The 26,070-nt window shown below is 68.1% G+C and carries 15 protein-coding genes and 3 pseudogenes; 5 read left to right on the forward strand and 13 right to left on the reverse strand.

Annotation, left to right across the window (positions count from 1 at the left end; all coding sequences use genetic code 11):
- Positions 1-122 precede the first annotated feature (122 nt).
- From N0A20_RS02075 to N0A20_RS02090, 4 genes and pseudogenes are all read left to right on the forward strand, one after another.
- Positions 123-2,585, forward strand: coding sequence for an NAD(P)-binding domain-containing protein (locus tag N0A20_RS02075; RefSeq protein WP_260582376.1), 2,463 nt, complete (start codon positions 123-125; stop codon positions 2,583-2,585).
- Positions 2,585-3,480 (forward strand): annotated as a pseudogene (locus tag N0A20_RS02080) (hypothetical protein). Before N0A20_RS02075 ends, N0A20_RS02080 begins: the two are co-directional and overlap by 1 nt.
- Positions 3,481-3,499: 19 nt before the next feature.
- A complete protein-coding gene (locus N0A20_RS02085) occupies positions 3,500-5,434 on the forward strand; it encodes a cytochrome c3 family protein (RefSeq protein WP_260582377.1) in 1,935 nt (644 codons plus the stop codon).
- Between the two features lie 42 nt (positions 5,435-5,476).
- Positions 5,477-6,317 (forward strand): annotated as a pseudogene (locus N0A20_RS02090) (metallophosphoesterase); the annotation flags it as partial.
- 6 nt (positions 6,318-6,323) lie between these two features.
- Here N0A20_RS02090 and N0A20_RS20425 read toward each other — a convergent pair.
- The 6 genes from N0A20_RS20425 to N0A20_RS02115 form a co-directional block, all read right to left on the reverse strand.
- Complete coding sequence (locus tag N0A20_RS20425; protein ID WP_409574760.1) at positions 6,324-6,794, reverse strand: DUF3224 domain-containing protein; 471 nt, start codon at positions 6,792-6,794, stop codon at positions 6,324-6,326.
- 31 nt (positions 6,795-6,825) lie between these two features.
- A complete protein-coding gene (locus N0A20_RS02095) occupies positions 6,826-7,770 on the reverse strand; it encodes a D-2-hydroxyacid dehydrogenase (RefSeq protein WP_260582378.1) in 945 nt (314 codons plus the stop codon).
- A gap of 113 nt (positions 7,771-7,883) precedes the next feature.
- A complete protein-coding gene (cysS, locus tag N0A20_RS02100; RefSeq protein WP_260582380.1) occupies positions 7,884-9,326 on the reverse strand; it encodes a cysteine--tRNA ligase in 1,443 nt (480 codons plus the stop codon).
- 46 nt (positions 9,327-9,372) lie between these two features.
- On the reverse strand, positions 9,373-12,903 hold the full coding sequence (locus tag N0A20_RS02105; protein WP_260582381.1) for a beta strand repeat-containing protein: 3,531 nt from the start codon (positions 12,901-12,903) through the stop codon (positions 9,373-9,375).
- Complete coding sequence (locus N0A20_RS02110; protein WP_260582382.1) at positions 12,861-13,439, reverse strand: hypothetical protein; 579 nt, start codon at positions 13,437-13,439, stop codon at positions 12,861-12,863. The genes N0A20_RS02105 and N0A20_RS02110 overlap by 43 nt, the downstream gene beginning before the upstream one ends.
- Positions 13,321-16,200 carry a hypothetical protein gene (locus N0A20_RS02115; RefSeq protein ID WP_260582383.1) on the reverse strand — a complete coding sequence of 960 codons (2,880 nt, stop codon included), beginning with the start codon at positions 16,198-16,200 and terminating at the stop codon, positions 13,321-13,323. The genes N0A20_RS02110 and N0A20_RS02115 overlap by 119 nt, the downstream gene beginning before the upstream one ends.
- Here N0A20_RS02115 and N0A20_RS02120 point away from each other — a divergent pair.
- Complete coding sequence (locus N0A20_RS02120) at positions 16,118-17,608, forward strand: hypothetical protein (RefSeq protein WP_260582384.1); 1,491 nt, start codon at positions 16,118-16,120, stop codon at positions 17,606-17,608. The genes N0A20_RS02115 and N0A20_RS02120 overlap by 83 nt on opposite strands.
- On the opposite strand, the gene N0A20_RS02125 is transcribed toward N0A20_RS02120, so the two are convergent.
- The 7 genes and pseudogenes from N0A20_RS02125 to N0A20_RS02155 all read right to left on the reverse strand — a co-directional run.
- The gene (locus N0A20_RS02125; protein ID WP_260582385.1) at positions 17,587-20,772 is read right to left on the reverse strand and encodes a beta strand repeat-containing protein; all 3,186 of its coding nucleotides are present in this window, start codon (positions 20,770-20,772) and stop codon (positions 17,587-17,589) included. The genes N0A20_RS02120 and N0A20_RS02125 overlap by 22 nt on opposite strands.
- A gap of 14 nt (positions 20,773-20,786) precedes the next feature.
- Positions 20,787-21,290, reverse strand: coding sequence for a hypothetical protein (locus N0A20_RS02130; protein WP_260582386.1), 504 nt, complete (start codon positions 21,288-21,290; stop codon positions 20,787-20,789).
- A gap of 28 nt (positions 21,291-21,318) precedes the next feature.
- On the reverse strand, positions 21,319-23,142 hold the full coding sequence (locus N0A20_RS02135) for a ShlB/FhaC/HecB family hemolysin secretion/activation protein (protein ID WP_260582387.1): 1,824 nt from the start codon (positions 23,140-23,142) through the stop codon (positions 21,319-21,321).
- A gap of 181 nt (positions 23,143-23,323) precedes the next feature.
- On the reverse strand, positions 23,324-23,470 hold the full coding sequence (locus tag N0A20_RS02140; protein ID WP_260582388.1) for a hypothetical protein: 147 nt from the start codon (positions 23,468-23,470) through the stop codon (positions 23,324-23,326).
- The gene (locus N0A20_RS02145) at positions 23,467-24,057 is read right to left on the reverse strand and encodes a hypothetical protein (RefSeq protein WP_260582389.1); all 591 of its coding nucleotides are present in this window, start codon (positions 24,055-24,057) and stop codon (positions 23,467-23,469) included. Before N0A20_RS02145 ends, N0A20_RS02140 begins: the two co-directional genes overlap by 4 nt.
- Before the next feature lie 23 nt (positions 24,058-24,080).
- The gene (locus tag N0A20_RS02150; RefSeq protein ID WP_260582390.1) at positions 24,081-25,082 is read right to left on the reverse strand and encodes an adenylate/guanylate cyclase domain-containing protein; all 1,002 of its coding nucleotides are present in this window, start codon (positions 25,080-25,082) and stop codon (positions 24,081-24,083) included.
- 103 nt (positions 25,083-25,185) lie between these two features.
- Positions 25,186-26,052, reverse strand: a pseudogene (locus tag N0A20_RS02155) (CHASE2 domain-containing protein); the annotation flags it as partial.
- Positions 26,053-26,070: the final 18 nt, after the last annotated feature.

The raw sequence follows: 26,070 nt of genomic DNA on the forward strand, positions 1-26,070 counted from the left end.
TCGCATCCAGATTGTACTCGCCGGGGGGCTGGCGATAGGGGGACAGGGATGCCCGTGCGCAGGTTCGTCAGCATCAAGGCCATGGAACGGCGCGGCGCAAGGCGCCGGGCGCGGGCGCGCGCATGACAAGCAAGGTCGAGTGGAAGCCGCTCCCGACGGAGGCGGTCAAGGTCGCGATCATCGGATCGGGACCGGCGGGGCTGAGCGCGGCATCGCGCGCCGGGCAGCTCGGCCTGAGCCATGTCCTGCTCGAAAAGACCGACCATCTGTCGGACACCATCTTCAAATATCAGAAGGGCAAGCGCGTGCTGGCGACGCCCGACCGGCTCGACCTGCGCTCCGACTGCCGCTTCGCCGAAGGCGCGCGCGAATATATCCTCGGCAACTGGGACGACGACGCGAACACCAACAAGGTCTATGCCGTCAAGCAAGCCGAAGTCACCGAGGTGACCGGCCAGAAGGGCGCGTTCGAGATCAAGACCAGCAAGGGCGTGGTCAAGGCCGAGAATATCGTGCTGGCGATCGGCACGCAGGGCAACCCGAACCGGATGCGCTGCCCCGGCAACGACCTGCCGCACATCATCTATACCGTCGACGATCCCGAGGATTTCAAGGACAAGCATATCACCGTGGTCGGATCGGGTGATGCGGGGATCGAAAATGCGCTCGGCGTCGCCGAGGAAGCGCTCGAGAATACCGTCACCATCCTCAACCGCTCGAAGGATTTCGCGCGCGCCAAGGCCAAGAATGTCTCCGACATGATGGAGGCGGGCGAGAATGGCTTTATGTCGATCCGCACCGAGACGCAGCCGAAGGCGGTCGAGCCCGGCTGGCTGACGCTCGAGACGCCGACCGGCGAGGAAAAGATCCAGTGCGACGTCATCGTCGCGCGGCTGGGATCGGTGGCACCGCGTGGTTTCGTCGAAGCGATGGGCATCGAATTCACCGGGCCCGACCGCGAAGCCTTTCCGAAGCTGTCGCCGACCTTTGAATCGACCGTCCCCGGCATCTTCGTGATCGGCGCGCTCGCGGGCTATCCGCTGATCAAGCATTGCATGAATCAGGGCTATGACGTCGTCGAGTTCATCAACGGCAACACCGGGCTGACCCCGGCCGACGAAAAGGATCTGGCGGCGATCTTCGCCAATCTGCCGCAGAAGATATCGGTCAGCGAATGGCTCGAATTTTTCCGCCAGCGCGTCCGCATCTTTTCCGAAGTGTCGCCGCTGCAGATGCGCGAATTCATGCTCGATTCGAAGGCCACCCATTATCGCACGGGCGAGATCGTCTTCGAGAAGGATGAGCCGGGATCGTCGCTGTTCGCGATCGCCGACGGCCATGCGGTGGTCGAGATCGGCGGCGGCGCGACGGTGAAGATCGAGCAGGGCTCGATCTTCGGCGAGGTCGGCCTGATTTCGGGCCGCAAGCGCGGTGCGACGATCCGCGCGGGCGAGGACAGCATCTTCATCGAGGTGTCGCGCACCGCGGCGCTGAAGCTGATGGCGGGCGTGCCGGGCGCCAAGCGCGTGATCGAACGCATCTCGCTCGAACGCCAGTTGCTGCAGATTTTCCGCGGCGGCCTGACGGTCGAGGACCTTCAGCCGGTCGTCGATCAGGCCCAGGTCGAACGCGTGTCGGCGGGCAAGGTCGTGCTGACCGAAGGCGAGCAGGGTGACGATGTCTATGTCATCCGCTCGGGATCGATGGTGGTCGAAAAGGATATCGGCGGCAAACCCATCTTCCTGCGCTACCTGCCCGCGGGCAGCTTCTTCGGCGAAATGGGCGTGCTCAGCGGCCAGCCGCGCAACGCGACGGTGAAGGCCGCGGTCGGTTCCGAACTGATCAAGCTGACCGGCGAGAGTTTCCGCAAGATGCTCGCCGCGAAGCCCAAGGTGCGCGAGGCGACCGAGGCGGCGGTGGCCGAGCGCGCGCAGATGAACAGCTTCATCGAGGCGCGCAAGGCGAATTATTCGAGCGCGGTCGACATGTATTCGGACACCGCCAGCTTCATCATGAAGGAAGGGCTGGGCGAGGCGACCGACGCGTTGCTGATCGACGAGAATCTCTGCGTCGGCTGCGACAATTGCGAAAAGGCCTGCGCCGACAGCCATGAGGGCCTGTCGCGGCTCGACCGCGAGGCGGGCAAGACCTTTGCCCATCTGCACGTTCCGACGAGCTGCCGCCACTGCGAGCATCCGCATTGCATGGCCGATTGTCCGCCCAACGTCATCCACCGGGGCCCCGACGGCGAGGTGTTCATGGAGCCGGGCTGCATCGGCTGCGGCAACTGCATGCGCAACTGCCCCTATGGGGTGATCCGCATGGAAGCGGCGCCGCCCGAGAAGCCGAGCCTGATCCGCTGGCTGCTCACCGGCTTCGGCCCCGGACCCGGCGAGCCCTCGCCCAAATGGACCAAGAAAAAGCTGGGCGAGGAGAAGCCCAAAAAGATCGCGGTCAAATGCGATATGTGCAAGGGCATCGCCGACGGCCCGGCGTGCGTGCGCGCCTGTCCGACCGGCGCCGCGATCCGCGTCTCGCCCGAGGAATTCCTGTCGATCGCACGGCTCGAAGAGGACGCGGACTGATGGCGAGCCTCTTTTCCAGCCTCTTCGGCGCTCGCCGCCGGAGCAAGGCGACGCAGACCGAGCGCGTGCGCGAACGGCGGCACGAGGGTTTCCTGCGCTACGCCAATTTCCGCTGGGCCAAGATTTCGGGCGGGCTCTGTCTGCTGATCATCGTGTCCTATGCGCTGATCGACGTCACGCCGCGGCACAATGGCGGCAGCTGGTACGGCTATACGCTCGGCACACTCGGCGCCGGGCTGATCCTGTGGCTCACCGCATTGGGTTATCGCAAGCGCAAGATGACGAGCGACTATTGGTCGCTGAAGGCCTGGACCTCGGCGCATGTCTATCTCGGGCTCAGCCTGATGGTCATCGGCACCTGGCACACCGGCTTCCAGCTCGGCTGGAACGTCCATACGCTCGCCTGGGCGTTGATGATGCTCGTCATCCTGTCGGGGCTGTACGGCATCATCGTCTATGCGACGCTGCCGCAGGCGCTGTCGAACAACCGCGACGAGATGACGCAGATGCAGATGCTCGAGGCGATCCGCGCCTTCGACCGTCAGCTCCACGCCGCCGCGCAGCCGCTGACCCCGCAGGACACCGCGCCGGTGCTGAAGGCGCTCGACGAGGATCCCTTCGCGGGCGGCATCGGCGCGCGGCTGTCGGGCCGTTATCCCCGATGCGCGACCGCCGCCGCGCTGCACGCGCTCGCCGGCCGGGAACGAGCAACCCCGAGGCGCGCGAGAAGGTGGTCGGGCTGCTCACGCAGAAACAGGCGGCGCTCGGACGGCTGCGCCAGCATCTCAGGATCCGCGCGCTGCTCGAAATCTGGCTTTATGTGCATGTGCCGCTGACCTTTGCGCTGATCGCGGCGCTGTCGGCGCACATCATCAGCGTCTTCTTCTACTGGTAAGGCGAGGGGAGGGGGAAACATGAGCTTCATCCTGCGCCGTATCTCGACGACGAAGACGGGCAAGCAGATCATCCGCGACGCGCCGCTGCCGGGCGACACGATAACGCTGGGCCGCGAGGGCAGCAACACCATCCACATCGCCGACCTAGCGGTGAACCCGCATCATGCGACGATCAGCAGCACCGACGGCCGTCACGTCCGGGTACAGGCGCTGGAGGGGCTGGGCTTTGGTTTCAACGGTCGCGCCGTCGATGCCGCCGACCTCGACAGCGCGGCGGGTGCCGAACTGCGCTTCGGCGGGCACCGCCTGACGATCGCGCGCGAGGGCGAGAATATCATCCTGCTCGTCGAGCGCATCGACGAGTTGTCGCAATCGTCGAAGGATGTCGACGAGGCGAAGGCCTTCTCTCTGCAGGGCGTGATGCCGGGCAAGCGCATGGGCGCCTGGACCTTCGCGGTCCTGATGCTGCTCGCCTTTCTGGTCGGGCCGATCTGGGCGTGGCAGAGCTACAAGGACGTCAATGTTCGCCCCAAGGGCTATCATGCCGACCAGGCATGGCTGTCGGGGCCGCTGTCGAGCGCGCACAAGAGCCTGAAGAACGATTGCCAGTCGTGCCATGTCGAGCCGTTCGTCGCGGTGACCGACAAGGCGTGCGTCGGCTGTCACACCGGCGAGCACAAGGCGATGAGCAATGCCCACGCCAATGCCTCGACCGCGAAATTGCTCGCGGCGCGGCACCCGCCGGGCGTGGGCGAGAAAATCCTCGCGGGCTTCGCCAAGGCCTTCAACCGGCCGCAGGGGCGCTGCGTCGAATGCCATACCGAGCATGAAGGAGCGGGGCCGATGGCGGCGACGCCGCAGAAATTCTGCGCCGATTGCCACGACGGGATGAGCGGGCGGCTGAAAGCGGCGGGTTTCCCGACGATGCTGGCCGACGCGGGCGATTTCGGCACCCGCCACCCCGATTTCCGCCCGCTTGTCCGCCCGGCGCCGGGGGCGAAGCCGGTGCGCACGCTGATGACGAGCGGGCTCGCCGACTATAACGGGCTGAAATTCCCGCACGACCTGCACCTGCAGGCGACCGGCGGCGTTGCGCGCATGGCGGCGAGTTTCCGCGGCCGCCATGATTTCGGCAAGAAGCTCGAATGCGAAAACTGCCACCGCCCCGACGCCGACGGTGTGCGGATCGCGCCGGTCGAGATGGAGCGCGACTGCGCGATGTGCCACAGCCTCGCCTTCGAGACCGTCGGCGGCGTGACGCGCACGCTGCGCCATGGCGAGCCCGACCAGGTGGCCGCCGACCTGACCGCCTATTACCGCTCGACCCCGCTGGCGCGGCCGCTGCAGCTCGGCGGCATGGCGCGGCGGCGGCCCGGCCAATATGCCGAGGGGCAGGTGTACAACATCTATTTCCGCGAAGTCGCGGTGCGCCCGAGCCGCGCCGAGGATGCGGTGCGCGCGGTCTTCTCCAAGGGCGGCGCCTGTTACGACTGCCACACGATCTTCGCTCCCACCGCGGGCACCGGCTGGCGCGTGGCGGCGGTCGACCAGACGCCGCGCTTCCTGCAAAAGGGCTGGTTCGATCATGATGCGCACCGCGAGACCGAATGCGCCGACTGCCACACGGCGGCCACCGGATCGAAGGCGTCGACCGACTTCCTCGTCCCCGGGCTGCGCCAGTGCCGCGACTGCCATGTCGGCGAGGGCGGGGCGCGGCTGGTGAAGGTCGAGACCGCGACCGAATCGCCCTGCGCGATGTGCCACGAATATCATGACGACGGCGGCAAACCGTGGATGCCGCCCACCCAGCGCAAGAAAAAGACCGCATTCATCACAAAACAACCCCCGCGCGATACTTATACTGTGAGCCAGATCACAGGGCGGACGGGGCGGCGTCTTTATAGTGTGACTTGGCGCACACCCGCGTTACAAGTCGCTGAACGGGGTGGATGAACGGGGGCGGTCGGACCAGCTCAGCCGGAGCAGGGGACGGATATGCTGATCGCGCAGATCACCGATATCCATATCGGGTTCGATCAGGACAATCCGGCGGAATATAACCGCAAGCGGCTGGACGAGGTGCTCGATATACTCATCGACGGCCCGAACCGGCCCGACCTGTTGCTGGCGACGGGCGACATCACCGACCGCGGCGACCCCGACAGCTACCGCTCGGCTGGCGACCGCCTTTTCGCGCTGCCCCTTTCCGGTATGGCCGAGCGTCGGCAACCATGACCTGCGCGACAATTTCCATGCGCAGTTCCCGGGCTTCGACGACGGCAACGGCTTTATCCAATATACGATCGACCTGCCCGAATTGCGGCTGGTGACGATCGACACGCTCGAGGAGGGGCGCCATGGCGGCGCCTTTTGCGACCGCCGCGCCGCCTGGCTCGATGCAGAACTGGCGAAGGATTCGGCCAAGCCGACCTATGTCGTCATGCACCACCCGCCGGTCGAAAGCGGCATCGAGTGGATGAACACCCACCCCGACGAACCGTGGGTCGCGACCTTCACCGACGTCATCCGCCGCCATCCCCAAGTGCGCGGCCTGATCTGCGGCCATCTGCACCGCAGCGTCACCGTGTCGTGGGAGGGCCGCACCGTCGCCATCTGTTCGTCGACCGCGCCGCAGGTGTCGCTCGACCTGCGCCCGATCGACGAGAACCACCCCGACGACCGCCCGATGATCGTGGCCGAGGATCCGGCCTATGCGCTGCACCGCTGGAACGGGCGCGAGTTGGTCAGCTTTTACGACCACGCTGGTGCGCACACGATGCTCGCCAAATATGACGAACGGTTGCAGCCCCTGGTGCGCGAACTGAAGGCCGAACGGCTAGGCCTAACCGCCCAGCGTATAGCGGAAGCTGTAGAAATGCTTTCCGCCCTCGATCCGGATGTCCATCCGTCCGGCGAGGCCGACGAAGCCGTCGGTGCCCGAATCGGGGACGACGGTGATCGACAGGTCGGGGCTGCCGCGCGTCATCGTCGCGCTGTGCTGGAGGACGAACGTGCCTTGCTTGCCGGCGAGCGTGCCGCTGACCTTTTCCATCGCGACATAGCCCGCCGATCCGTCGACCGCCGTGCGCACGGCGAGCATCTGGCCGGCGCTATGCGCTTCGAGGTCGCCGTGGTAGCTCTTGTCGAGCGCGAAGCTTCCGACCGGTGCATCGGCGGCGCTTGACGGGGTCATCTTCACCTCGAATTCGCCCGATGCGATCTGTTCCGTCACGGTCTCGCCTCCCGCGGGTAGTGGCGCGGCGGCGACAAGCGTGGCCGCCATGATCGGGATTGTCCGCCGCGATAGGATCATGCGGCCAGTGTGCCGCAAGCGGCGCGCCGCTTCAATAACCCAATGTCAGGTCGACGCGCGGCTCGACCGGTTCGCCCTTGTGCCAGCGGTCCAGATTTTCGAGGAAGCGTTCCGCCGCGCGGACAAACATCTTGTCCTGCGCGCGGCCCGACAGGTGCATGGTGATATGCGCATTGTCGAGCGTCCACAGAATATCGTCGGCGGGGAGCGGCTCGGGCGAGGTCACGTCGAGGAAGGCCGCGGCGATCTGTTTCGCGTCGAGCGCGGTCACCAGCGCCGCCTGATCGACGACGCTGCCGCGCGCGATATTGATCAGCGTCGCGGTCGGCTTCATCGCGGCGAGTTCGGCGGCGCCGATCATGCCGTCGGTTTCCGGGGTCGCCGGGACCGCGAGGATCACCCAGTCGTAATCGCCGAGCCGTGCGCGCCATTGATCGGGGGTCAGCGTGTTCGGTCCCGGTGTCCGGCGGACGACCGTGACGTCGACCGCGAACGCCTTCAGCCGCTCCTCTACGAGCTTGCCGATCGCACCGTATCCGAGGAGCAGGGCCTTCGATCCGAAAAGTTCGACCTTGCCCGGCGAATCGTGGAGCCATTCGCGCCGTTCCTGCGCGCGCACGACCTCGCGATAGCCCTTGGCGACGGTGAGCATGCCCATCACCACATATTCGGCGATGGTGATCGCGTTGATGCCGACGCCGTTGGTCAGCATCGTCCCGCGCCGCGCGAGCAGGTCGAGCGGGATGCCGTCGACGCCGGCGTAGATCGAGTTCAGCCACTTCATCTTCGACGCCGCGGTGATCGCGGCGGCCATGTCGCGCTTGTCGTACATGTCGAACCAGCCGATCTCCGCTTCCGGCGCGAGCGCCATCGCTTCTTCCTTCGACTGGAAGAAGCGCGGCTCGACCCATTCGGGCAGGCGGTTTTCGACGAGCGGGCGGATGAGGCCCGAGAGGACGGTGACGGTCTTGGTCATATATCTCCCCTCCCGCTTGCGGGAGGGGCCGGGGAGGGCCTGTCCGCTCACGGCGATTCATCTGAGGACGGAACATGCCCTCCCCGAACCCCTCCCGCAAGCGGGAGGGGAATTCAAGGTTCCAGCCGCCAGTCCCATCCCAGCGGATCGCCGTCCATCACCTCGACACCGGCGGCGATGAGTTCGTCGCGCAGGGCGTCGGAGGCGGCGAAATCCTTGGCGGCGCGCGCTTCCTTGCGGCGGGTGAGGGCGGCCTCGATCTCCGCTTCGGCGATCGTTACCGCCTTGGGGCGGACGCGCAAATCCGCGCGGGTGATCGTCAGCAGGTCGAGGCCGAGAACGGCATCCATCGCCGCGAGCGCGGCGCGTTTCTGCCCCGCGTCGATCTTTTTCATCGCCGCCGCCTCTTCGAGCAGGGTCAGCGCGACCGGCGTGTTGAGATCCTCGGACATGGCGGCGTCGAATTTCGCCAGCAGGTCGGTCAGGCGGCGGTCGGTCACCGCGGCCGCATCGGCATCGCGGACGGATGCGGCGGCCATCACCAGCCGCTTGAGCCGCGTCAGCGCCGCCCCCAGCCCCTCCCACGAAAATTCGAGCTCGCTGCGATAATGCGCCTGCAGGCACATCAGCCGATAGGCGAGCGGGTGGTAGCCCTTGTCGATCAGCAGTTGCACGCGCAGGAACTCGCCGCTCGACTTCGACATCTTGCCGCTGCGTTCGACGAGGAAATTATTGTGCATCCAGAAGCGCGCGCCGCTGGCGTCGCTGCAGCTGTGCGCCTGGTTCTGCGCGATCTCGTTCGGATGGTGGATCTCGCGGTGGTCGATGCCGCCGGTGTGGATGTCGAAGGGGAAGCCGAGCAGCGCTTCCGACATCACCGAGCATTCGAGGTGCCAGCCCGGCGCGCCGCGGCCCCAGGGCGAGTCCCACTCCATCTGGCGCGTCTCGCCCGGCGGGGTCTTGCGCCAGATCGCGAAGTCGGCGGCGTGGCGCTTGCCCTCCACCGGGTCGATGCGGCTCTCGCCCTCGTCGGTGCCGTGGCGTGCAAGGCGGCCGTAGTCGGCGACCGTCGTAGTGTCGAAATAGAGGCCGCTGTCGAGCTCGTAGCAATGCCGGTCCGCGATCGCTTTCGCGAACTCGATCATTTGCGGTACATAGTCGGTGGCGATCGACCAGTGCGCGGGCTGGCGGATGTTGAGCGCCTTCACGTCGGCCCAATAGGCCTCGGTATAATGGCGCGCGATGTCCCAGATCGATTGCGCGCGCTCGGCCGCCGCTTTCTCCAGCTTGTCCTCGCCCGCATCGGCGTCGTCGGTCAGATGGCCGACGTCGGTGATGTTGATGACGTGGGTCAGCTTGTAGCCCTTGAACGACAGGGTGCGCCCGAGCGTGTCGGCGAAGACATAGGCGCGCATATTGCCGATATGCGGGTAATTATAGACGGTCGGGCCGCAGCTGTAGACGCGCGCTTCGCCGGGGTGGACGGGCACGAACTCCTCGAGGGAGCGCGTCAGGCTGTTGAACAGCTTCAGCGGCGGGGCAGGGGCGTCGGTCATCACCGCGCCCATGCCCCGCGCCGGGGTTTCCCGTCAACCGAAACGCTTATTCGCTCGGCGGCGTCCACAGATCGTCGTTGCCCGCGCCGGTCACCGGATCGTCGAGCAGCGGCTGGCCGGTGAGCGGGTCGAGGCTGCGCATCGTGATCAGGGGGATCGGCAGGCCCATGCCCTCGGCGTCGTCGCCCTCTTCCCCATCGTCTTCCCGGTCGCGGATGACGTCCTGGACCGGGAAGGAGCTTTCGAATTCGAGGAAGGCGCAGGTCGTCGAACTGACGATCAGGCAGCCGTTCATCGTCGATCCCGAATCGAAGGCGAGGCCGCTGCCCGCGAGCGGGCCGCTGCCGATCACAAAGCCGTCGATCGACAGCAGCGGGATCGCGTCGAGGCCGGTGACCTGGCCCGACGAGCCGAGGTGGACGCCATTGATGACGATGCGTGTAGCAGAGCCCTCGACATTCACATTGAGCCCGAGCGGACCGAAGGTCAGCCCGCGGCGCTGCGCGAAGCGGTCGCCGGCGCCGCTGTTCTGGACATAGAAGCCGCCGACGACACTGACGTCGATGCCGCCCGCCGCCAGCGCCCCCTCGTCCAGGAGGATGCCGTCGTTCTGCGCCAGCCGGTCGTCGATCGCGTCGATGCCGGTCGCGCTGCCGACGTCGGCGATCGCGCCGGCCGTCGCGACGATCACGTCGTCCGACTGAAGGTTCAGCATCCCGCCCAGCGCCGTGCCGCTGCCGGTCAGCTTGATCGTCCCTTCGCCCAGGATGACCTCCAGCGCGTCGTCGGCGAAGATGTTGAGGCTGTTGCCGTCGGACATGCCGGTCAGCGACACGTCGCCGATCACGCGCGCCTTGCCGGGCGTCGCGATGGTCAGCGATCCGCTCGCGCCGAGGTTCGCAGTCGATCCGCCCGCGGTCATCGTGAAATCGTCGATGACAACGTCGGGCTGCTCGCTGCTGCCGATGCTGGCGATCGGGACGGGCAGGGCGCCCGGCGCCGCCGCGACGAAGCCGCCCAGATTCTCGTCGACCTTCGGCGCGAAGATCGTGATGTCGTTGCCGAACAGCCGCGTCATTTCGGTCTGGTCGATATGGTAGCCATCGCGCGTGCCGGTGCCGCCGATGAAGGTCACGCGGGTGTTCGACGTGTTGCGGATGTCGAGGATTTCGGTTGTGCCGCCGGTGCCGAGGCGGCCGTTCGAGTCGATGACGATGTCGCTCGACCCCAGCGCCATCTGCCGGCCTGTGACGCCGCCGTTGACGGTCAGCACGCCGCCCGCCTCGCCGATGAGCGTCGCGTCGGCGGTGACGGTGCCGAGCGTCATGTCGTCGTCGGCGTCGAGCCGGACATCGGCGGCCTGAAGCTGCGTCACGGCGAGGTCGCCGTTCGTCGAACGAAGCGTCGCGGTTCCGGCAACGAAGCCGCTGGTCACCGCCAGATTGCCGCTGGCGGTGACCGACGCATCGCCGGCGTCGGCGTCGAGCTGGCTGAAGATCAGCGATCCCGGTCCCGCAATCTGGATGGCGTCGGCGCTCGCCGCGACCGGTCCCGCCGACGAGAGATTGGCGATCTGGATGAGCCCGGCGTCGCTCGTCAGATTGGTCGCGCCGCCGCTGATGACGCTGTCGCCGGTCACGCCCAGCGCGCCCGAAAGCGACAGCGTGCCGCCCGCGCCGCTGACCGCCTGCAGGACGTTGACCGTCGTTCCCGCGGTCAGCGACAGGTCGCGGCCAGCGCGCAGCGCGCCGGCGTCGATCGCATCGCCGGCGGCGATGTCGATGTCGCGGCCCGCGGCGATCGAATCGACCAGCAGGGTGTTGCCGCCGACGACCGTCGTCAGCGTCGCGACATTCACCGACCCCGCGTCGATCGTGACGTCGCGCCCGGCGGCGACCGGGCCTGCGACCCCGACCGCGCCCGATGCGGAGACGGCAACGTCGCTGAAGGCGTCGAGCCCGGCCAGCGTCGCGTCGGCGCTCTGCGTGCGGATGCTGCTGTCGCCGCCGGTCTGGCCGAGGCCCAGCGTTTCGGCGCCATCGACGTCGAGCGACGTCGCCGCGGTGAGGAAGATGTCGTCGCCCGCGCTGAGTCCGTTCGCGGCGATCGCGCCGCCCGACGAGCGGATGTCGATATCGGCGCCGTCGAGCGAAGAGACGCCTTCGCCCTGACCGATGGTGAAGCCGCTTGCGGCGGTATAGCGGAGCAGGAAGCCGTCGAGGCCGGCGCCGGTGGCGGCGACGTTCGACGCGGTCACATCGCCCGCCGCGACGACATCGAGGTCGTCGCCCGCGGTCACGTCCGACAGCGCCGCGGTCGTGCCCGCCAGCACCAGCATGTCCTCGCCCGCGGTGACGCCGGTCAGCGTCGCCGATCCGCCGGCCCTGACGCCGACCATGCCCGCGCCGCTGCTGTCGGTCAGGACGACGTTGCCGCCGGCGTCGAAATAGGCATTGCCGGCGGTGTTCGCGTCGCCGTTGCTCGGGTCGGGCGCGCCGCCCGCGGCATTGGCGGTGACCGCGATGATGCCGTCGGCGCTCATCTCGATATCGCCGTCGGCCGCATAGCCGCCGCCGATATCGTCGGCGGCGATCACGCCGATATTGCTCGCCGCAACCGCGGTGCCGATCGCGACGTCGCCGCCGCTGCCGAAGGCGGAGAGCAGCCCGCCGGCGTCGATGTTGCCCACCGTGATGCTGTTGCCGATCAGAATGACGTCGCTCGCAGCGACGATCGCCGCGCCATCGATGCCTTCGGCGCCGGTCGCGGTGCCGTTGGCGTTCAGATTGACATAGTCGCCGGCGTCGAGTGTGTTGAAGGCGATCGACTGCGCATCGACCTCGATATGGCCGCCCGCGGTCGAATTGCCGAGGTTCGATGCGCCGCTGGTCGTGATCTCGATATTGCCGTCGGCGATGATCGAATTGAGCCCGGTGGTGAAGCTGGTGGCGTTGACGATATAGTCGCCTGCCGCTTCACCATGCCCGACGACGACATTGCCGTCGATGTCGATGCCGACATTGCTGCCGATTTCCTCACCCTGCGGATTGCTGCCGGTCGCGTCCATCAGCGCGACGCGGATATCGCCGCTGCCGGTGATGCCGATGTCGTCGCCCGCAAGCAGCGTGTCGAACGTGCCGCCGTCGGTCGTCGAGATGAACAGGTCGCTGCCCGCGCTGATCGTGCCGTCCGAATTGACCGCCCCGTTGGTCGCGGCGATGCCGACGACGCTGCCGCCCGTCACATTGCCGAGAGCGACCGATGCACCGCGGATGTCGATCACGCTCGGCGCCAGGATGTCGCCGGTCATGTCGACCGCGCCTGCCGCTTCGATCGTGACCGGACCGTTGATGTCGAGCGTGCCGGTGGCGTGGATGCCGCCGGTCGTCGCGAGGAAGCCGACCGTCGCGGCGTCGATGTCGATGCCGTTGAGCTCGATATCGCCCGCCTGGATGCGGAAGATGCCCGTGACGTCGGCATTGCCCGTCAGGTTCACCGTCTCGCCGGCCTCGAGCGAGATATTGCGCCCCGAGGTCAGCGCGTTGGCGGCGATTGCGCCGACCGCATCGAAGACCATATTGTCGCCCGAACTGGCGTTGCCGACGTCGATATTGCCGCTGCGGCGGTCAGTGTCAGGATATTGTCGGCGCTCAGCAGGCTGTCGTTGTCGTGCGTGATGTCGCCGTTCGCGGAAAAGGTGACGTTGACACCGCTGACGTCGCCGCCCGTGACGATGTTGCCGACCGTCGCGGTCAGGTCGACGTCGGTGTCGGCGATGACCGACTGCAGGTCGAGGTTCCGGCCCCTGACGCTGGTGGTCAGACCCGACTGGAGCGTGCCGGTCGCGACGACATCGCGCGCCGAGGTGAGCGCGATATCGCCGCCGACATCGGCGCTGGTCAGCGTCAGCGGTCCACCGGTGGTCGTCGCGGTCAGCGAACCGCCCGCCTCGACGTCCTGCAGCGAAATGCCGAGCGCGTTGAAATTGACGTCGTCATTGGCGAAAGTGCTGCCGGTGACGGTCAGCGTGCCCGCGACGGTGCCCGACACGTTGCTGCCGATCTCCTCGCCCTGCGGATTGCTGCCGTCGGCGGTAATCGACGCGATCGTCACATTGCCGCCCGCGGTGATCGAGACGTCGTCGCCCGCGACCAGCGCATTGAAGGTGCCGCCCGTCGCGGCGTCGAGAATCACGTCGGTGCTCGGCGCTGATCGTGCCGGTCGCATTGATCGCTCCGGCGGTCGAGGTCAGGAAGACGAACGAGTTGGAGCTGATATCGGCGGCGGCGATCGACCCGCCGGTCATCTGGACATAGTTGCCGCCGTTCGCCGTTCCGGTGATGCTGATCGCGCCCGGCGCCTCCACCTCGAGCGAGGCGAGGGTGGTCACCGTGCCGTCGACCGTGACGTCGCCGTCGGTCGCGCGCAGCACGATCTGGCCGGAATTGCCGAACCCGTTCCGCATGGCGACGCTGCTGCCCTCGACATACATGCCGCCACTGGTGATATCGCCGGTGACGTTGACCGCGCCGGCCGCGTCGATGAAGGTGAAATCGGCGGTGATCGGGCCGGTATCGACCGTACCGCCCGCGGTCAGACGCGTCTGGCCTGCAGTGTTGGTCGTCCCCGTGATCGTGATGCTGCCGGGGGTATCGACATAGGCGCCCGAGAAGTCGGCTTCATTGTCGAGGCCCCCTGCGGTGGTCAGGATCGAGCCGATGGCGACATCACCGCTGGCGGTGATGCGGATATCGTCGCCGGCCGCCAGATCGCCAAGGACGCCGTCGGCGGCGGAGCTGATCGTCAGGTCATGCCCCGCGGATAGCGCGCCGATCGCGGTGATCCCGCCGCTGGTCGAAGTCAGGAGGATGTCGGTGCCCGCGGCAACCGATTCGAGGTCGAGCGCGCTGCCGGTGATTGTCGTCACGAGGCCCGACCGCAGCGTCCCCGTCGAGCGCACGACATCGCTGGCGGTCGCGGTCAGATTGTCGAAGGCGTCAGCGTCGTTGGCGTCGATGGTGCCCGCCGAGGCGGTCAGGACGATGTTCGATCCATTGCCGGGCGAGGTGAAGATGCCGAAGCCGGTCATCGCGCTGGGATTGTCGTTGTAACCGATCGATCGCGTGTCGTTGCCGAGACCCGTGGTCGAGACATTGTCGACGATGACGCAGCAAGTGCCGCTCACGATCAGGTCGTCGCCCGCGGCCGAATTGGTGACGGTCGCGGTGTTGCCGGCCAGGACATAGAGATCCTCGCCCACGGTGGCGCCGTCGACGCTCGCGTTGGTTCCCGCGCGGACCCCGAACATCGTCGCCGCGCCGCTGCCCGCGAGGATGCTGGCCGTGCCATTGGCATCGACGAAGACATAGCCTTCCGCCCCGATACCGCTGGTGTCCGTATAGCCCCCGGTCGCCGTCGCCTGCGCGGTGATGTCGCCGGTCGCGTTCAGGTTGATGTTGCCGCCCGCCAGGAAGGCGCCGCCGATATTGCCGTCGGCGAAGATCGCGATATTGCCGTCGGTGGTCGCCGACAGATTGGCGTCGCCGCCGGTAGCGTTGGCGAACAGCGAGGCCGAAGTGACCGCGCTGTCGTTGATCCGGATCGTGTTGCCGGTCAGCGTGACGTCGCCGCCCGCGATGATGTTGTTGCCCAGGATGCCCTCGGCCCCCGGCGCGGTGCCGGTCGCGTTGAGGCCGATCGTCGTGCCCGCGTCGATGATGTTGAAGGCGATCGATTCGCCGTCGACCGACACGAAGCCGCCCGCGGTCGAATTGCCGAGATCGACCGCGCCCGGCGAGGTGATGATGATGTCGCCGCCGGTGATGATCGAGTTGAGTCCGGTCGCGAAGCTGCCGACGTCGGCGATGAAATCATTGTCGGCTTCGGCATGCTCGACCGTCGCGGCGCCTGCGGTGCCGATGAAGATGTTGCTGCCGTCGACTTCGGAATCGAGCCCCGAGCCGTCGGTGTTCAGCGTGCCCGCCACCACCGTGCCGCCGATCAGGCTGATGTCGTCGCCGGCGGCCGCGTCGTTGATCGCCACTTCGCCGCCCGCATTGGCGGTCAGGTCGTCGCCGCTGGTCGTCGTGCCATAGACGTTGATCCGGCCCTCGGTCGCCAGCAGCAAGGTCAGCGTCTGGGCATCGAGCGAGTCGACGTCGATCGCGCTGTTGAGGCCGGTGGCGTTCATGAACAGGCTGGTGCCCGCGCTGACAAGGCTGCCCGGCGCGCTGCGGATCGAATTGACCGCGGTGAAGTTGGCGCTGCCGCCGGTCTGGATCGTCGGCGCGGTGCCGTCGCGGAAATCGTGGCGGATATCGACCTGGTCGTCGACCGTGACGGTCAGGTCGCCGCCGACGTTGAGCTGGCCGCTGCCCTGCGCATAGACGCCGACCGAGCTGCCCGTGGTCAGCGACACCGCGCCGTCGGTCTGTATGAGGCCGCCGTCGTTGATGCCCAGGAAGATGCCCGCGGGCGCGAGGTCGGTGTCGTTGTTGGTCTGGTTGGCGAAGCCCGTCGCGCTCGCGGTCAGGCTGGCCATGCTGATGTCGCCCTCGGCGATCAGCTCGATCCGGCCGGCGATGGAGCCGTCGGCATTGATATTGGTGTCGCCGAAGCTGATCGCGCCGGTGCTCGCTGGCGAACTGCGCGCTTCGAGGATGACGGTGCCGCCCTGATCGGCGAAACCCGAGCCGCCACCGTCGGCTCCGCCGGTGCCGTCGCCGCCGTCGCCGCCGTTGCCCGACTGGCCGTTCGCCGACAGGGACACCGGCGCGCCGAGCGAGCCGATCGTGCCGCCGATCGTGGTCAGCTGGACCGTGCCGCCGATCCCGGCGCCCGCGATGCCGCCGTCGCCGCCGACGAAGTCCACCACGATGTCGTCCATCGTGCCGAGAATGCCGTCGCGTCCCGGGGAGTGTCGTCGAGCCGAAATTGTCGGCGCCGCGACCGCCGTCACCGGCCACGCCGTTGCTGCGGAGCCCGCTCGTGCCCAGGCGCCCGACGCCCAGATCCGCCGCGCCGTCGGTGACGAGAATCCGGACCGTGCCGCCGACCCCATCGCCGCCATTGCCCCCCGAAGGGCCGAAGATCCGGTCGCCGCCCGGACGCGCAAAGGCGTTACCGCCCGTACCGCCGATGCCCGTCGCCTCGAAGTTCGCATCGGTGACCAGCGCGTATCCGTCGGGACCGCGAACGTCGACGAGCGAGATGCCGCCGGCGCCAAGGCCGCCCTGGCCGCCCGCGCCGTCGAGGCCGATGCCGCCGTCGCCGCCGGTCGCGCTCGAATCGAGCAGGACGCCGAGCGCCCCCGCGTCGATATTGTCGATGACGGCCTGCGCCGTGCCGCCGATCCCGGCGCCGCCCTGGCCGCCGACGCTATTGCTGCCGCCCGTGCCGCCCTGGCCGTTGGAGTAGCTGGCGACGGTGCCGGCCGCACCGATCGCGGTCGTGAATTCGATCGAAGCATTGCCGCCGCGACCGGTGCCGCCGTCGCCGCCCGTTCCGATACCGGTCAGCGGCGGGCCGGAGGTCGCGCTGGAGAAATTCCCGCCATTGCCGCCCAGGCCGAGCGCATCGGCGGTGACGTCGCCGGTCGACAGGTCGCCCGCGGTCAGCCGAACGATCGCGTCGCCGCCAATGCCATTGCCGCCCCGGCCCGTGTCGCCGACGACGCCGTTGAACGCGAAATAACCGCCGCCGTCGCCGCCCATGCCGGAGGAAAAGGCGCCTACCGTGGTTGCTGTTACCGTCGCGGTGCCGTCGAGGTCGATCAGCGCGGTGCCCCCCTGGCCGTCGCCGCCGTCGCCGCCATCGGCCGGATTCGCGGGGTCATTGTCGTTGCCCGTCGCGCCTATCCCGCCGATGCCCGCCGCGGCGGCGGTGATGCTGGTCGCGGCCAGCGTGCCGCCGAACAGATTGACCGTGGCGCGGCCGCCGGCGGCATTGCCGCCGGTCTGGCCGGACCCGCCCGACGCGACGGCCGACGCGCCGATGGTCGTCGCGGTCAGCGTGCCGCCGGTCTGCACGATCGTCGCATTGCCCGCGCCGGCGGCGCCGCCGTTCCCCGCCGGGCCGCCATTGCCGAAGCCGCCATTGCCGCCGAATGCGCCCGCGTCGGCAAGAACGGCGGTGAGCGTGGTGTCGATCGCGTCGATCTGGACCGTCGCGTCGCCGCCGGTGCCGGTCCCGCCGTCGCCGCCGAGGCTGTTGCTGCCGCCATCGCCGCCAAGGCCCGCGGCGAAGCTGCCGATCGTGCCGGTCACGCTCGGCGGTGTCGGTGAAGGTCGAAATCAGCGCGATGCCGCCCTGGCCCGATCCGCCGTTGCCGCCCGACGCGGCGGCGACGGGTCCGCTGCTGCTGAGGAACAGGCTGCCGCCGCTGCCGCCCACGCCCGACGCGTCGGCGGTCACGTCGCCGATGGTCATGACGCCGCTGGCCAGCACGATATTGGCGTTGCCGCCGGTGGCATCGCCGCCCGTGCCGCCATCGGCGTTGCCGCCCAACAGCGAAACGAAATCGCCGCCCGCGCCGCCTTCGCCGGTGGCGATGGCCGAAAGGCTCTGCACCGTCACCGTCGCGTCGCCGAGGATCGTGATTGTCGCGTTGCCGCCCTGCGCGTCGCCGCCCGCGCCCGGAACGGTCGGGGCCAGCGGATCGAGGTCGTCGCCCCCGGCGCCGAAGCCGCCGATGCCGGACGCGCTGGCGGTGAGCGATTGGGCGTCGATCGCGCCGCTGTTCAGGTTGATGACCGCATCGCCGCCGAACCCGGGGCCCGACTTGCCCGGGCCGGGAGCCGCTCCGCCAAAGCCGTCCGCGGCGACCATCAGCGCGTTGACGTTCGCCGTCCCGCCGGACTGGGTGAAGGTCGCCGTGCCGCCACGGCCCTCGCTGCCCTGACCCTGCACCGAGCCCCCGAAGCCCGAAGCGGAGGCGGCGATGCTGTTGGCGGTCAGCGTGCCTGGCCTGGACGTCGATGGTGACGCCGCCGCCATTTCCTCTGGCCGCGCCGGACTGCGAGCCGCTGCCCTCCATTGCGGTGCCAGCGCTGCCGTCGGACGCCATCAGCGCGTCGGTGAAACTGATCACGCTCGTGTCGCCGGCGCTCGGCAGTAACTGGACCAGAATCGAACCGCCGCGTCCGACCGTGACATTGGAGGCCGTGAGCGCGTTGTCTCCGCCGGCCCTGCCGCCTGCCGAAAAGGAGCTGCCGCCCTGGAAATCGATCGTGCCGCCATCGGCGATGAGCTGGATCGTGCCGCCCGTGGCGTCGGTGCCGCCCGCCGAAGAGCCTGCGATTGCGTCGGTACTCAATTCGTTGACGGCGGACTGGTCGACCGTCGTGAACACGCCATTGTTCGACGCGCGCACGTCGATCGTGCCGCCCTGCGCGCCGCCGTCGGCGCCCGCGACATTGTTGGTGTTCGCATTGGCCTCGGCCATGATGGCGCCCACCGAAATGGTGCCGCCGTCGGCGGTCAGGTCGATATCGCCGCCGGTGCTCGTACCCACCGTCTGTAGCAAGGTGCTGACCAGCTGACCCCCCGTTGCGGTGATCTGGAAGTCCGCGCCGACGTTTACCGTGCCGCCGCCGGTCGCGCTGACCGCGATATCGCCGCCCGTCGAGCTGCCGACATTATCGGCGACGGCGGCGATCGCCCTCGCGTCGGCGACCGCGGTCCCGGTGACGCCCAGCGTTGCGCCATTGCCGGCGCTCATGTCGATCGTGCCGCCGGTCGCATTGCCCGATGTGGCGTTCGATCCGGCCGTATCGCTGGCGCCGCCGCTGGTCGCGCCGGCGTTCAGCGTCAGCGAATCGACGGTCAGATTGCCCGCGGTCGCGCCGATGATGACATCGCCGCCGGTCGCATTGCCGCCCGTGGCATCCGCGCCGTTTGCGCCGCCGCCGGTGCCGGCCGCCGCCAGGGTGACGGCGCCGAGCGACGAGGGCGAGGAAAAGTCGGTCGCATATTCGAGTTCGGCAGTACCGCCATCGCCGTCGCCGCCATTCGCCGACGGAAAGGTACCGACGATCGGTAGGGAAATGGAGCCGCCGCCGGTCCCGCTGGCGTCCACCGTCGTCGACGGCGTGGTAACGGTCGTGCCGCCGGTCAGGATCCGCAAGGTGGCCGTGCCGCCGGTTCCGCTGCCTGACTGTAGATTCCCCGTGGCGCCGCTGCCGGTCGCGCTGACGTTGATCGCATTGCTGGCGGTGATGCTGCCGCCGTTCTGCGCCACCAGCGTCGCGGTGCCGCCCTGGCCGTTGCCGCCGATGTCGGCCACGGTGACCTCGCCCAGCGGGCTGGAGGTAAGGCCGCCGCCGCGCCCGCTCGCCGACACGCTGATCGTGTCGGCGGTCAGCGATCCGCCGGTTTCGACGGTCAGGGTGGCGGTGCCGCCGGTTCCGTCGCCGCCGTTGCCATCGACGTCGAGGCCGCCGGTCCCCTGGGCCTGGACGATCACATTGCCGCCGGCGACGACCTGGCCGCCGCTGATGTTGAGTTCGGCCGTGCCGCCGGTGCTGTCGCCGGTCACCGCATCGGCGACGCCGTTCGATGCGATGCCCAGACTGCCGAGCACCGCGAGCGTCCCGCCGGTGACATTGACGGTCGCGCTCCCCGGCGTCCCGCCGGTGCCGTTCGATTGCACGATCATGTTGCCGATCGCGCCGACAAGCTGGTTCGGCCCGACGTTCAGCGTCGCGCTGGCGTCGCCGATGAAGGTGGCATTCCCCTGGACGACGATGCGCCCGTTTTGCGGCGGCGGCGGGGCGGTCACCGGTCCGCCGGTCGGCAGGCTGAAGCGCGGGGCGCCGACGAAAGCGCCGCTGGCGCGCGCGGTGACGCTGCTCTGGAAAATCGTGTCGCTGACAGAGATGTTCGCGGCGGTCGTGTTCACCGGTGCGGCCGCGAGCGCGCCGCCCTGGATATTATAGCCCGCCGACAGCACCACCGCGCCATCGGGGTCGGTCTGGGCGACCGCGGCATCCTGATAGCCGATCTGGCCCGACACCAGCATGGTGACCGCGTCGTTCTTGGGAATTGCGACGAGGTAGACGCGGCTCTGGTCGGCGTCGTCCTGCTCGTGCGACGGGCCGCCGGTGGTGCCGGTGTGGGTGATGACGTCGCCACCCTCCGCACCGACGGTGACATTGATGTCGAACAGGCCGTTGTTGATCGTGATGTCGGCCTGTTCGGCGGCGACGAGCGCCGCAGATCCGTCGACATCAATGATGCCCGCCTGCGCGACACGCGGCGCGACGAGCGCGATATAGCTGCTGCCCGGATTGCCGGGATTGGCGGCGCTGATGAACGCTCCCCCCGCGATTTCGACCGCCGAGGTGCTGCCCGAGGCGCCGCGAAAGCGGATTTCGCCGCCCGGGCCGAACAGGCCGCCGTTGGTGTCGATGTCGTTCGCGGTCAGCACCAGGCTGCCGACGTTGATCACCGCATTCTGGCCGATCAGGATGCCGCTGCGGCGTTGTAGAACCAGATATTGCCGCCCTGGACCGCGCCCGCGCCCGCCGCGGGCGAGCCGATGTAGGAATTGACGGTGCCGTTCAGCGCGATCTGGCGGCTGATCGGGATCGGCAGGCCCGAAAGCGGATCGATCGCGACGAAACGGTTGAGCACGGTATAATTGCCGGCGCCATAATATTCGAGCGTGTTGAGGGCGGGCAGGAAGTCGATCGGCGCGCCCGTCGCGGCGGTATCGGTCGGAGTCCAGTTGATGATCGTCTGGTTGCCGTTGGTCACGACCTGCGTCGTGTTCGGTTTGGCGGGCGGGTTGTTGACGATCGTCGCGGTGCCGAGGCCGGGGCTGGCGACGACTTGACCGGTGCCCTGAACCTGCGCCAGCGCAGGGCCGCCGAGCGCGAGGGCGGCCATCCCCGCCGCGATCGCGCAACTGGTCAGCAGGCGCTGTTTGCCCTTGCGGGCGGAGGCGGTGGGGACAGTCATACGCATGGCGGAAGTCCTCGATGCAAAATTCATGTCAGCGCGCCTTCACGCCGAACTGGGTAGTAAAATTGACCAAGAAGCGCGGGTCGGGCTTCTGCGCCAGAAAGCCGGCGCGGTTGAGCGGCACCGCGACGGTCAGGTCGAGCTGGCCGACATCGCCATAGGCGAGGCGGACGCCGCCGCCCGCCGAATAAAGTTTCTGCGGATTGAGCCCCGCGAAGGCGAGGTCCTTGTTCCATACCCAGGCGGCGTCGAAAAAGACGAAGGGCTGGAGCGCGCCGCTCTGCGTGTTGGCGGGGACCAGCGAGCCGTAGCGCGCCTCGACCGACACCGCGACACCGCTGTCGCCGATCACCGTGCCGGGGTCGAAACCGCGGCCGACGGTGAAGTTGCCGCCCGAAAATTCCTCATAGGCGAGCAGGGGATCGCTCGCCCATTGCGCGCGCGGGGCGAGCGAGAAGGTGAAATTCTTGACCGGACGCCATTCGGCAAGCGCGTTGGCCCGGACGAGGAAGGCGTCGGGCTTGCCCTCGACGCGGGTCAGCGGGATCGCGCCGGGCAGGAAACAGGTGGCGCCGGTGGGGCCGCAATCGTCGCTGGCACCCAGGAAATTGACGCCCTGCCGCGCTTCGACCGACGCGCCCAGATACCAGCGCGGCTCGGCCGGGCTGTAACCGCCGCGTCCCGCGACCGATGCGGGATCGACCCAGGTGCCGTCGGCGCGCAGGTTGAAGACGCGCAGCCGGTCGCGGTTGATCGGCACGCCGCCGAGCGCGATGTCCTGGTCGATCAGGTCGAGCCCGCCGCCGATGGTCAGGCGGCGCGCCTGCGTCAGCACCAGCGGATAAGAGGCGAACAGGCTGACGATCTGGGTTTCGGACTTGATCGGCAGCGCCGCGACGCTCGGCCGGGTCCAGGCATAGGTATAGCTGGCGCCGAATTTCAGCCCCTCGTCGCCGACGCGGAATTCATGTGCGATCTGCGCGACATTCTGTTCGTCGAAGTCGGGGGTCGAATAGAAGCTGACCGTGGTCATGTCGCCCATGCCGGTCAGGCCGAAGACGCGCGCGCGGGCGATGCCGCCCCAGCGGCCGACGTCCTTCGACCCGAAATTCTGGACGTTGAAGTCGAGGATCGCGGCGGTGCGGTCGACCGTCACTTCGCCGACGACTTCGCCGGGCACCGCGCCGGGGCGCAGCGTCAGGCGCGCCGAGAGGCCGGGAATGTCGCGCGCGAGCAGCAGATAGCGTTCGGCGTCGACGATGTTGAACACCGGCTGGTCTTCGAGATGGGCGAGATAGCGCTGGAGCAGCTTCTCGTTGGCGCCGGCGTCGCCACGGACCTCGATGCGGCTCATCCGCGCGGCGAGGATGTCGAGCTTGACGATGCCGTCGCCGATCGTCTGTGGCGGCACGCGCACCGCGGCCAGATAGCCCTGCGAACGCAGCATCGTCGCGGCGCGGTCGCGGATGTCGCAGACCACCGAAATCGGCAGGTCCTGGCCGACGCGATCGGACCAGGCTGGCGCCAGCATCGCGGGGTCGATGCCCTCGACGCTCGAAAATTCGACGCCGCGCAGCGTGATCCGGACATTGGCGAATTCGGGGTTAGCGAGCGGGCAGGGCGCCCGCTCGATCGCGTCGTCGGCGGCGACGATCTGTTCGTTCGGGGGCGGGGCCGCGGGCGGTGCCGGGCGCTGGATTTCCTCGCGGGTCGGGATTTGCGGTGTCGCAACCTGCGCCTGCGCGGCGACCGGCAGCGCGGCGATGACCAGTCCCGATGTCGACAGGATTCGCCCGATCGCGCGGCCGTGTCCCCCGGCCACGCGCGACTGTCCCTTCAAGCCCCAAACGGTCATCACCACCCCTTGCGTTCGACCACGCGCGGCGCCGCTGCCGCACGTCAAATTCTTCAGGCGTGGCGGTCAGGACCACCACGCGAACTTTCGACCCAAGGAAAGGACTTGCCGCTCGGACGGCAGCTTTTCAAATGCTTGCTACCAGATGGGCCGGGCGGTTTCAATGGCCGCCCGGCTCGCTTCATCCCGTTGCGGATTCGGTTTCGGCCTGCGCCATCGCGTCGACCAGACGTTCCACTTGCGACGAGCAACCCTTGCCCGACAGCATCTCGTACGAGGCGTCGGGGGTCTCGGGCAGCGCCTCGAGCGGCGTGAAGCGCACCGTCACCGGCGCCGCCAGCCCGCCGCCCGAAAAGCTGTAGTCGACGTCATATTGCAGCGGGACATTCGCTCGACCATTTGCGGAACCAGCTGTCCTTGGCGAGCTCGACCTTGCCGCTGGCGCCGGCTGCCGGTCACGGTCACCGTCGTCGCCGCGTCGGCATTCGGGCGCCACAGCAGCAGCGCGGCCGGGTCGGCGACGCAGAAGGTGCCGCCTTCGCGATAGTCGAGCAGCCACAGGTTCGGCGCGCGCGTCTCGTCTGGCGGCGTTTCGTCCTTCCCGCGCGATGCCCCGCCGCGCGTCTGCGTCGGCGGGCGCTTGGCGATCATGCGGGTGACGGTCTGGCCCATCGACTGGCTGGCGACGACGGTCGCGTTGGCGTTGAAGGTGCCTTCGCCCGACAGCGTCCGCGTCTTGCCGCCCTGCATCAGCACGACCTTGTCGCCCGCGACCAGCGTCAGGCGGTCGCCCGCCTTGAACTTGGTCCCGGTCGGATATTTCGCTGCCGACGGGCCGGTCGAGCGGACGACCATCGACTGCGCCGCGGCGACGCCGGTCAGCGCCATCGCGGCAAAGGCTGCGGTTGCGGCCAATCCCAGCTCGGCGCATGCGGAACTCAGGATAGGACATAGCTTTCTCCACTCTCGGTCACGTTCAATCGTTCTATTAAGAACAGGATGGATGTATCCTGACTGAATTGTTCGCCCAGCGCTGTGGCGCAGGTCACATAGAGATTTTTATCGCCTGACGCGTGCGCCGCAACCATTTCCGCTATTTTTGCCCGTTGTTCGGGGCTGAGATCGGGGCGCGGGGTGAAGGTGTCGACCGGCTGGGCGCGGCCGCGCAGCGTCACCCGGCCCATCGGCACCAGGTCGTCGCGCCCGGCGCGCGATTCGGCCTCGGCCGAGATCAGCACGCCGGTCTTCAGGCTCTTGTTCGCCGCCTCGAGCCGCGAGGCGGTGTTCATGCTGTCGCCGAGCGCGGTATATTGGATGCGGCCCTCGCCCCCGAAATTGCCGACGATCGCATCGCCGACGTGCAGCCCGACGCGCGTCATGCCGAGCGGCGGGACGTCCTCGGCCGCGAGATCGACGCGGAACTTCTCGCCCGCCTCATACATGGCAAGCGCGGCGGCGGCGGCCTGTTGCCCGTCGTCGGGGCGGCTGAGCGGCGCACCCCAGAAAGCGACGACCGCGTCGCCGACGAATTTGTCGATCGTGCCGCCATGGTCGAGGACGACGTCGGACAGCCGGTCGAGATATTCGTTGAGCAGGCGCGCCACGGTTTCCGGCGTCGTCGCATGGCTGAGCTTGGTAAAGCCTTCGAGATCGGTGAACACGCAGAAGATATTGCGGCGTTCGCCGTGCAGCGACAGTTGTTCGGGGTCGCGCATGATCTGCGCCGCGACATCGGCGGGCAGATATTTGCCCAGTGCCGATTGCGCGAAGGCGCGCTGGTGCGAGCCGATGGTGCGCGCCGCGCTGCCGACCGCGGCATAGCCGAACAGCCAGCCGAGCGATTGGCCGAAGGCGGGCAGGCCGGTGGTATCGACCCCGATCTTCTGCAGCCAGAAGGGGTAGGCGATGAAGAAGATCAGCTGCGCGATGAAGATCGGCACCACCCAGCGCGCCGAGCAGGTCGATCAGGCTGGTCAGTCCGCCCGCGAGTACGACGAGCACCGCCAGCCCCCACAGCGCCCAGCCGGGCACCGGTTTCGACCAGGCGCCGTCGAGTTGCTGCGCCAGCATATGGGCGTGGACCTCCAGCCCGATCATCTGCTCGCGCTCGCCCGTCTGCAGGTCGGGCAGGCGCGAGAAGGGGATCGAGAAAAGATCGTTATCGACGATATCGGCGCCGATGAGCACATAGCGGCCGCGCACCATCTCGGCGAATCCGGCGCGGGTCTCGTCGTCCATCGGCTCGCCGAACAGGTCGATCGGGAGATTGGGAAAGACCCCTTCTTCCTCGTTCGCATTGGCGCGCGCGGGCAGGCGGAAGCGGATATTCCCCTGATAATCCGCATATTCCCTGTCGACCGGCGCCAGCGCATTCGCCATCAGCGGCGGCAGCCCCTTCGGCCGGTTGGGCCAGTTGCGCATCACGCCATCCTCATCAACGCGGAAACGCACGCTCGTCGGACGGGTCTTCGCCGTCGTGACATCGGCCAGAAAGCGGTCGAGGAATTGCTGCTGCTGGAACTGTATCGTCGTCGGATTGTCCGACTGTGACAGATAGGCGAGCCAGGTCGGCGTCTTCATCGCGCGCAATTGCGCTTTGAGCGCGTCGTCGTCGGGACGCGGCGCATCGTAGAGAATGTCGATGCCGATCGCCTTGGCGCCCATCGCGTCGATATTGGCGAGGGCGTTGGCCAACAGGGTCCGGTCGAGCGGCGACCGGATGCCGGTGTTGAACACCGTTTCGTCCGTATAGGTGATCATGACGATGCGCGAATCCTGATCGACATGCTCGGCCATCGTCGTCGCGCGGCCGTCATAGAGCGCGCGTTCGGCATCGCCGACGAGCGGGATACCCCAGCTCAGCCGGGCGATCAGTACTGCAAAGGCCAGGAACAGCAGCGTCGCGATCATCCGCGACGTGCCGAGCTG

The sequence above is a fragment of the Sphingopyxis sp. PET50 genome, from assembly GCF_025244705.1.
Classification (GTDB): Bacteria; Pseudomonadota; Alphaproteobacteria; order Sphingomonadales; family Sphingomonadaceae; genus Sphingopyxis.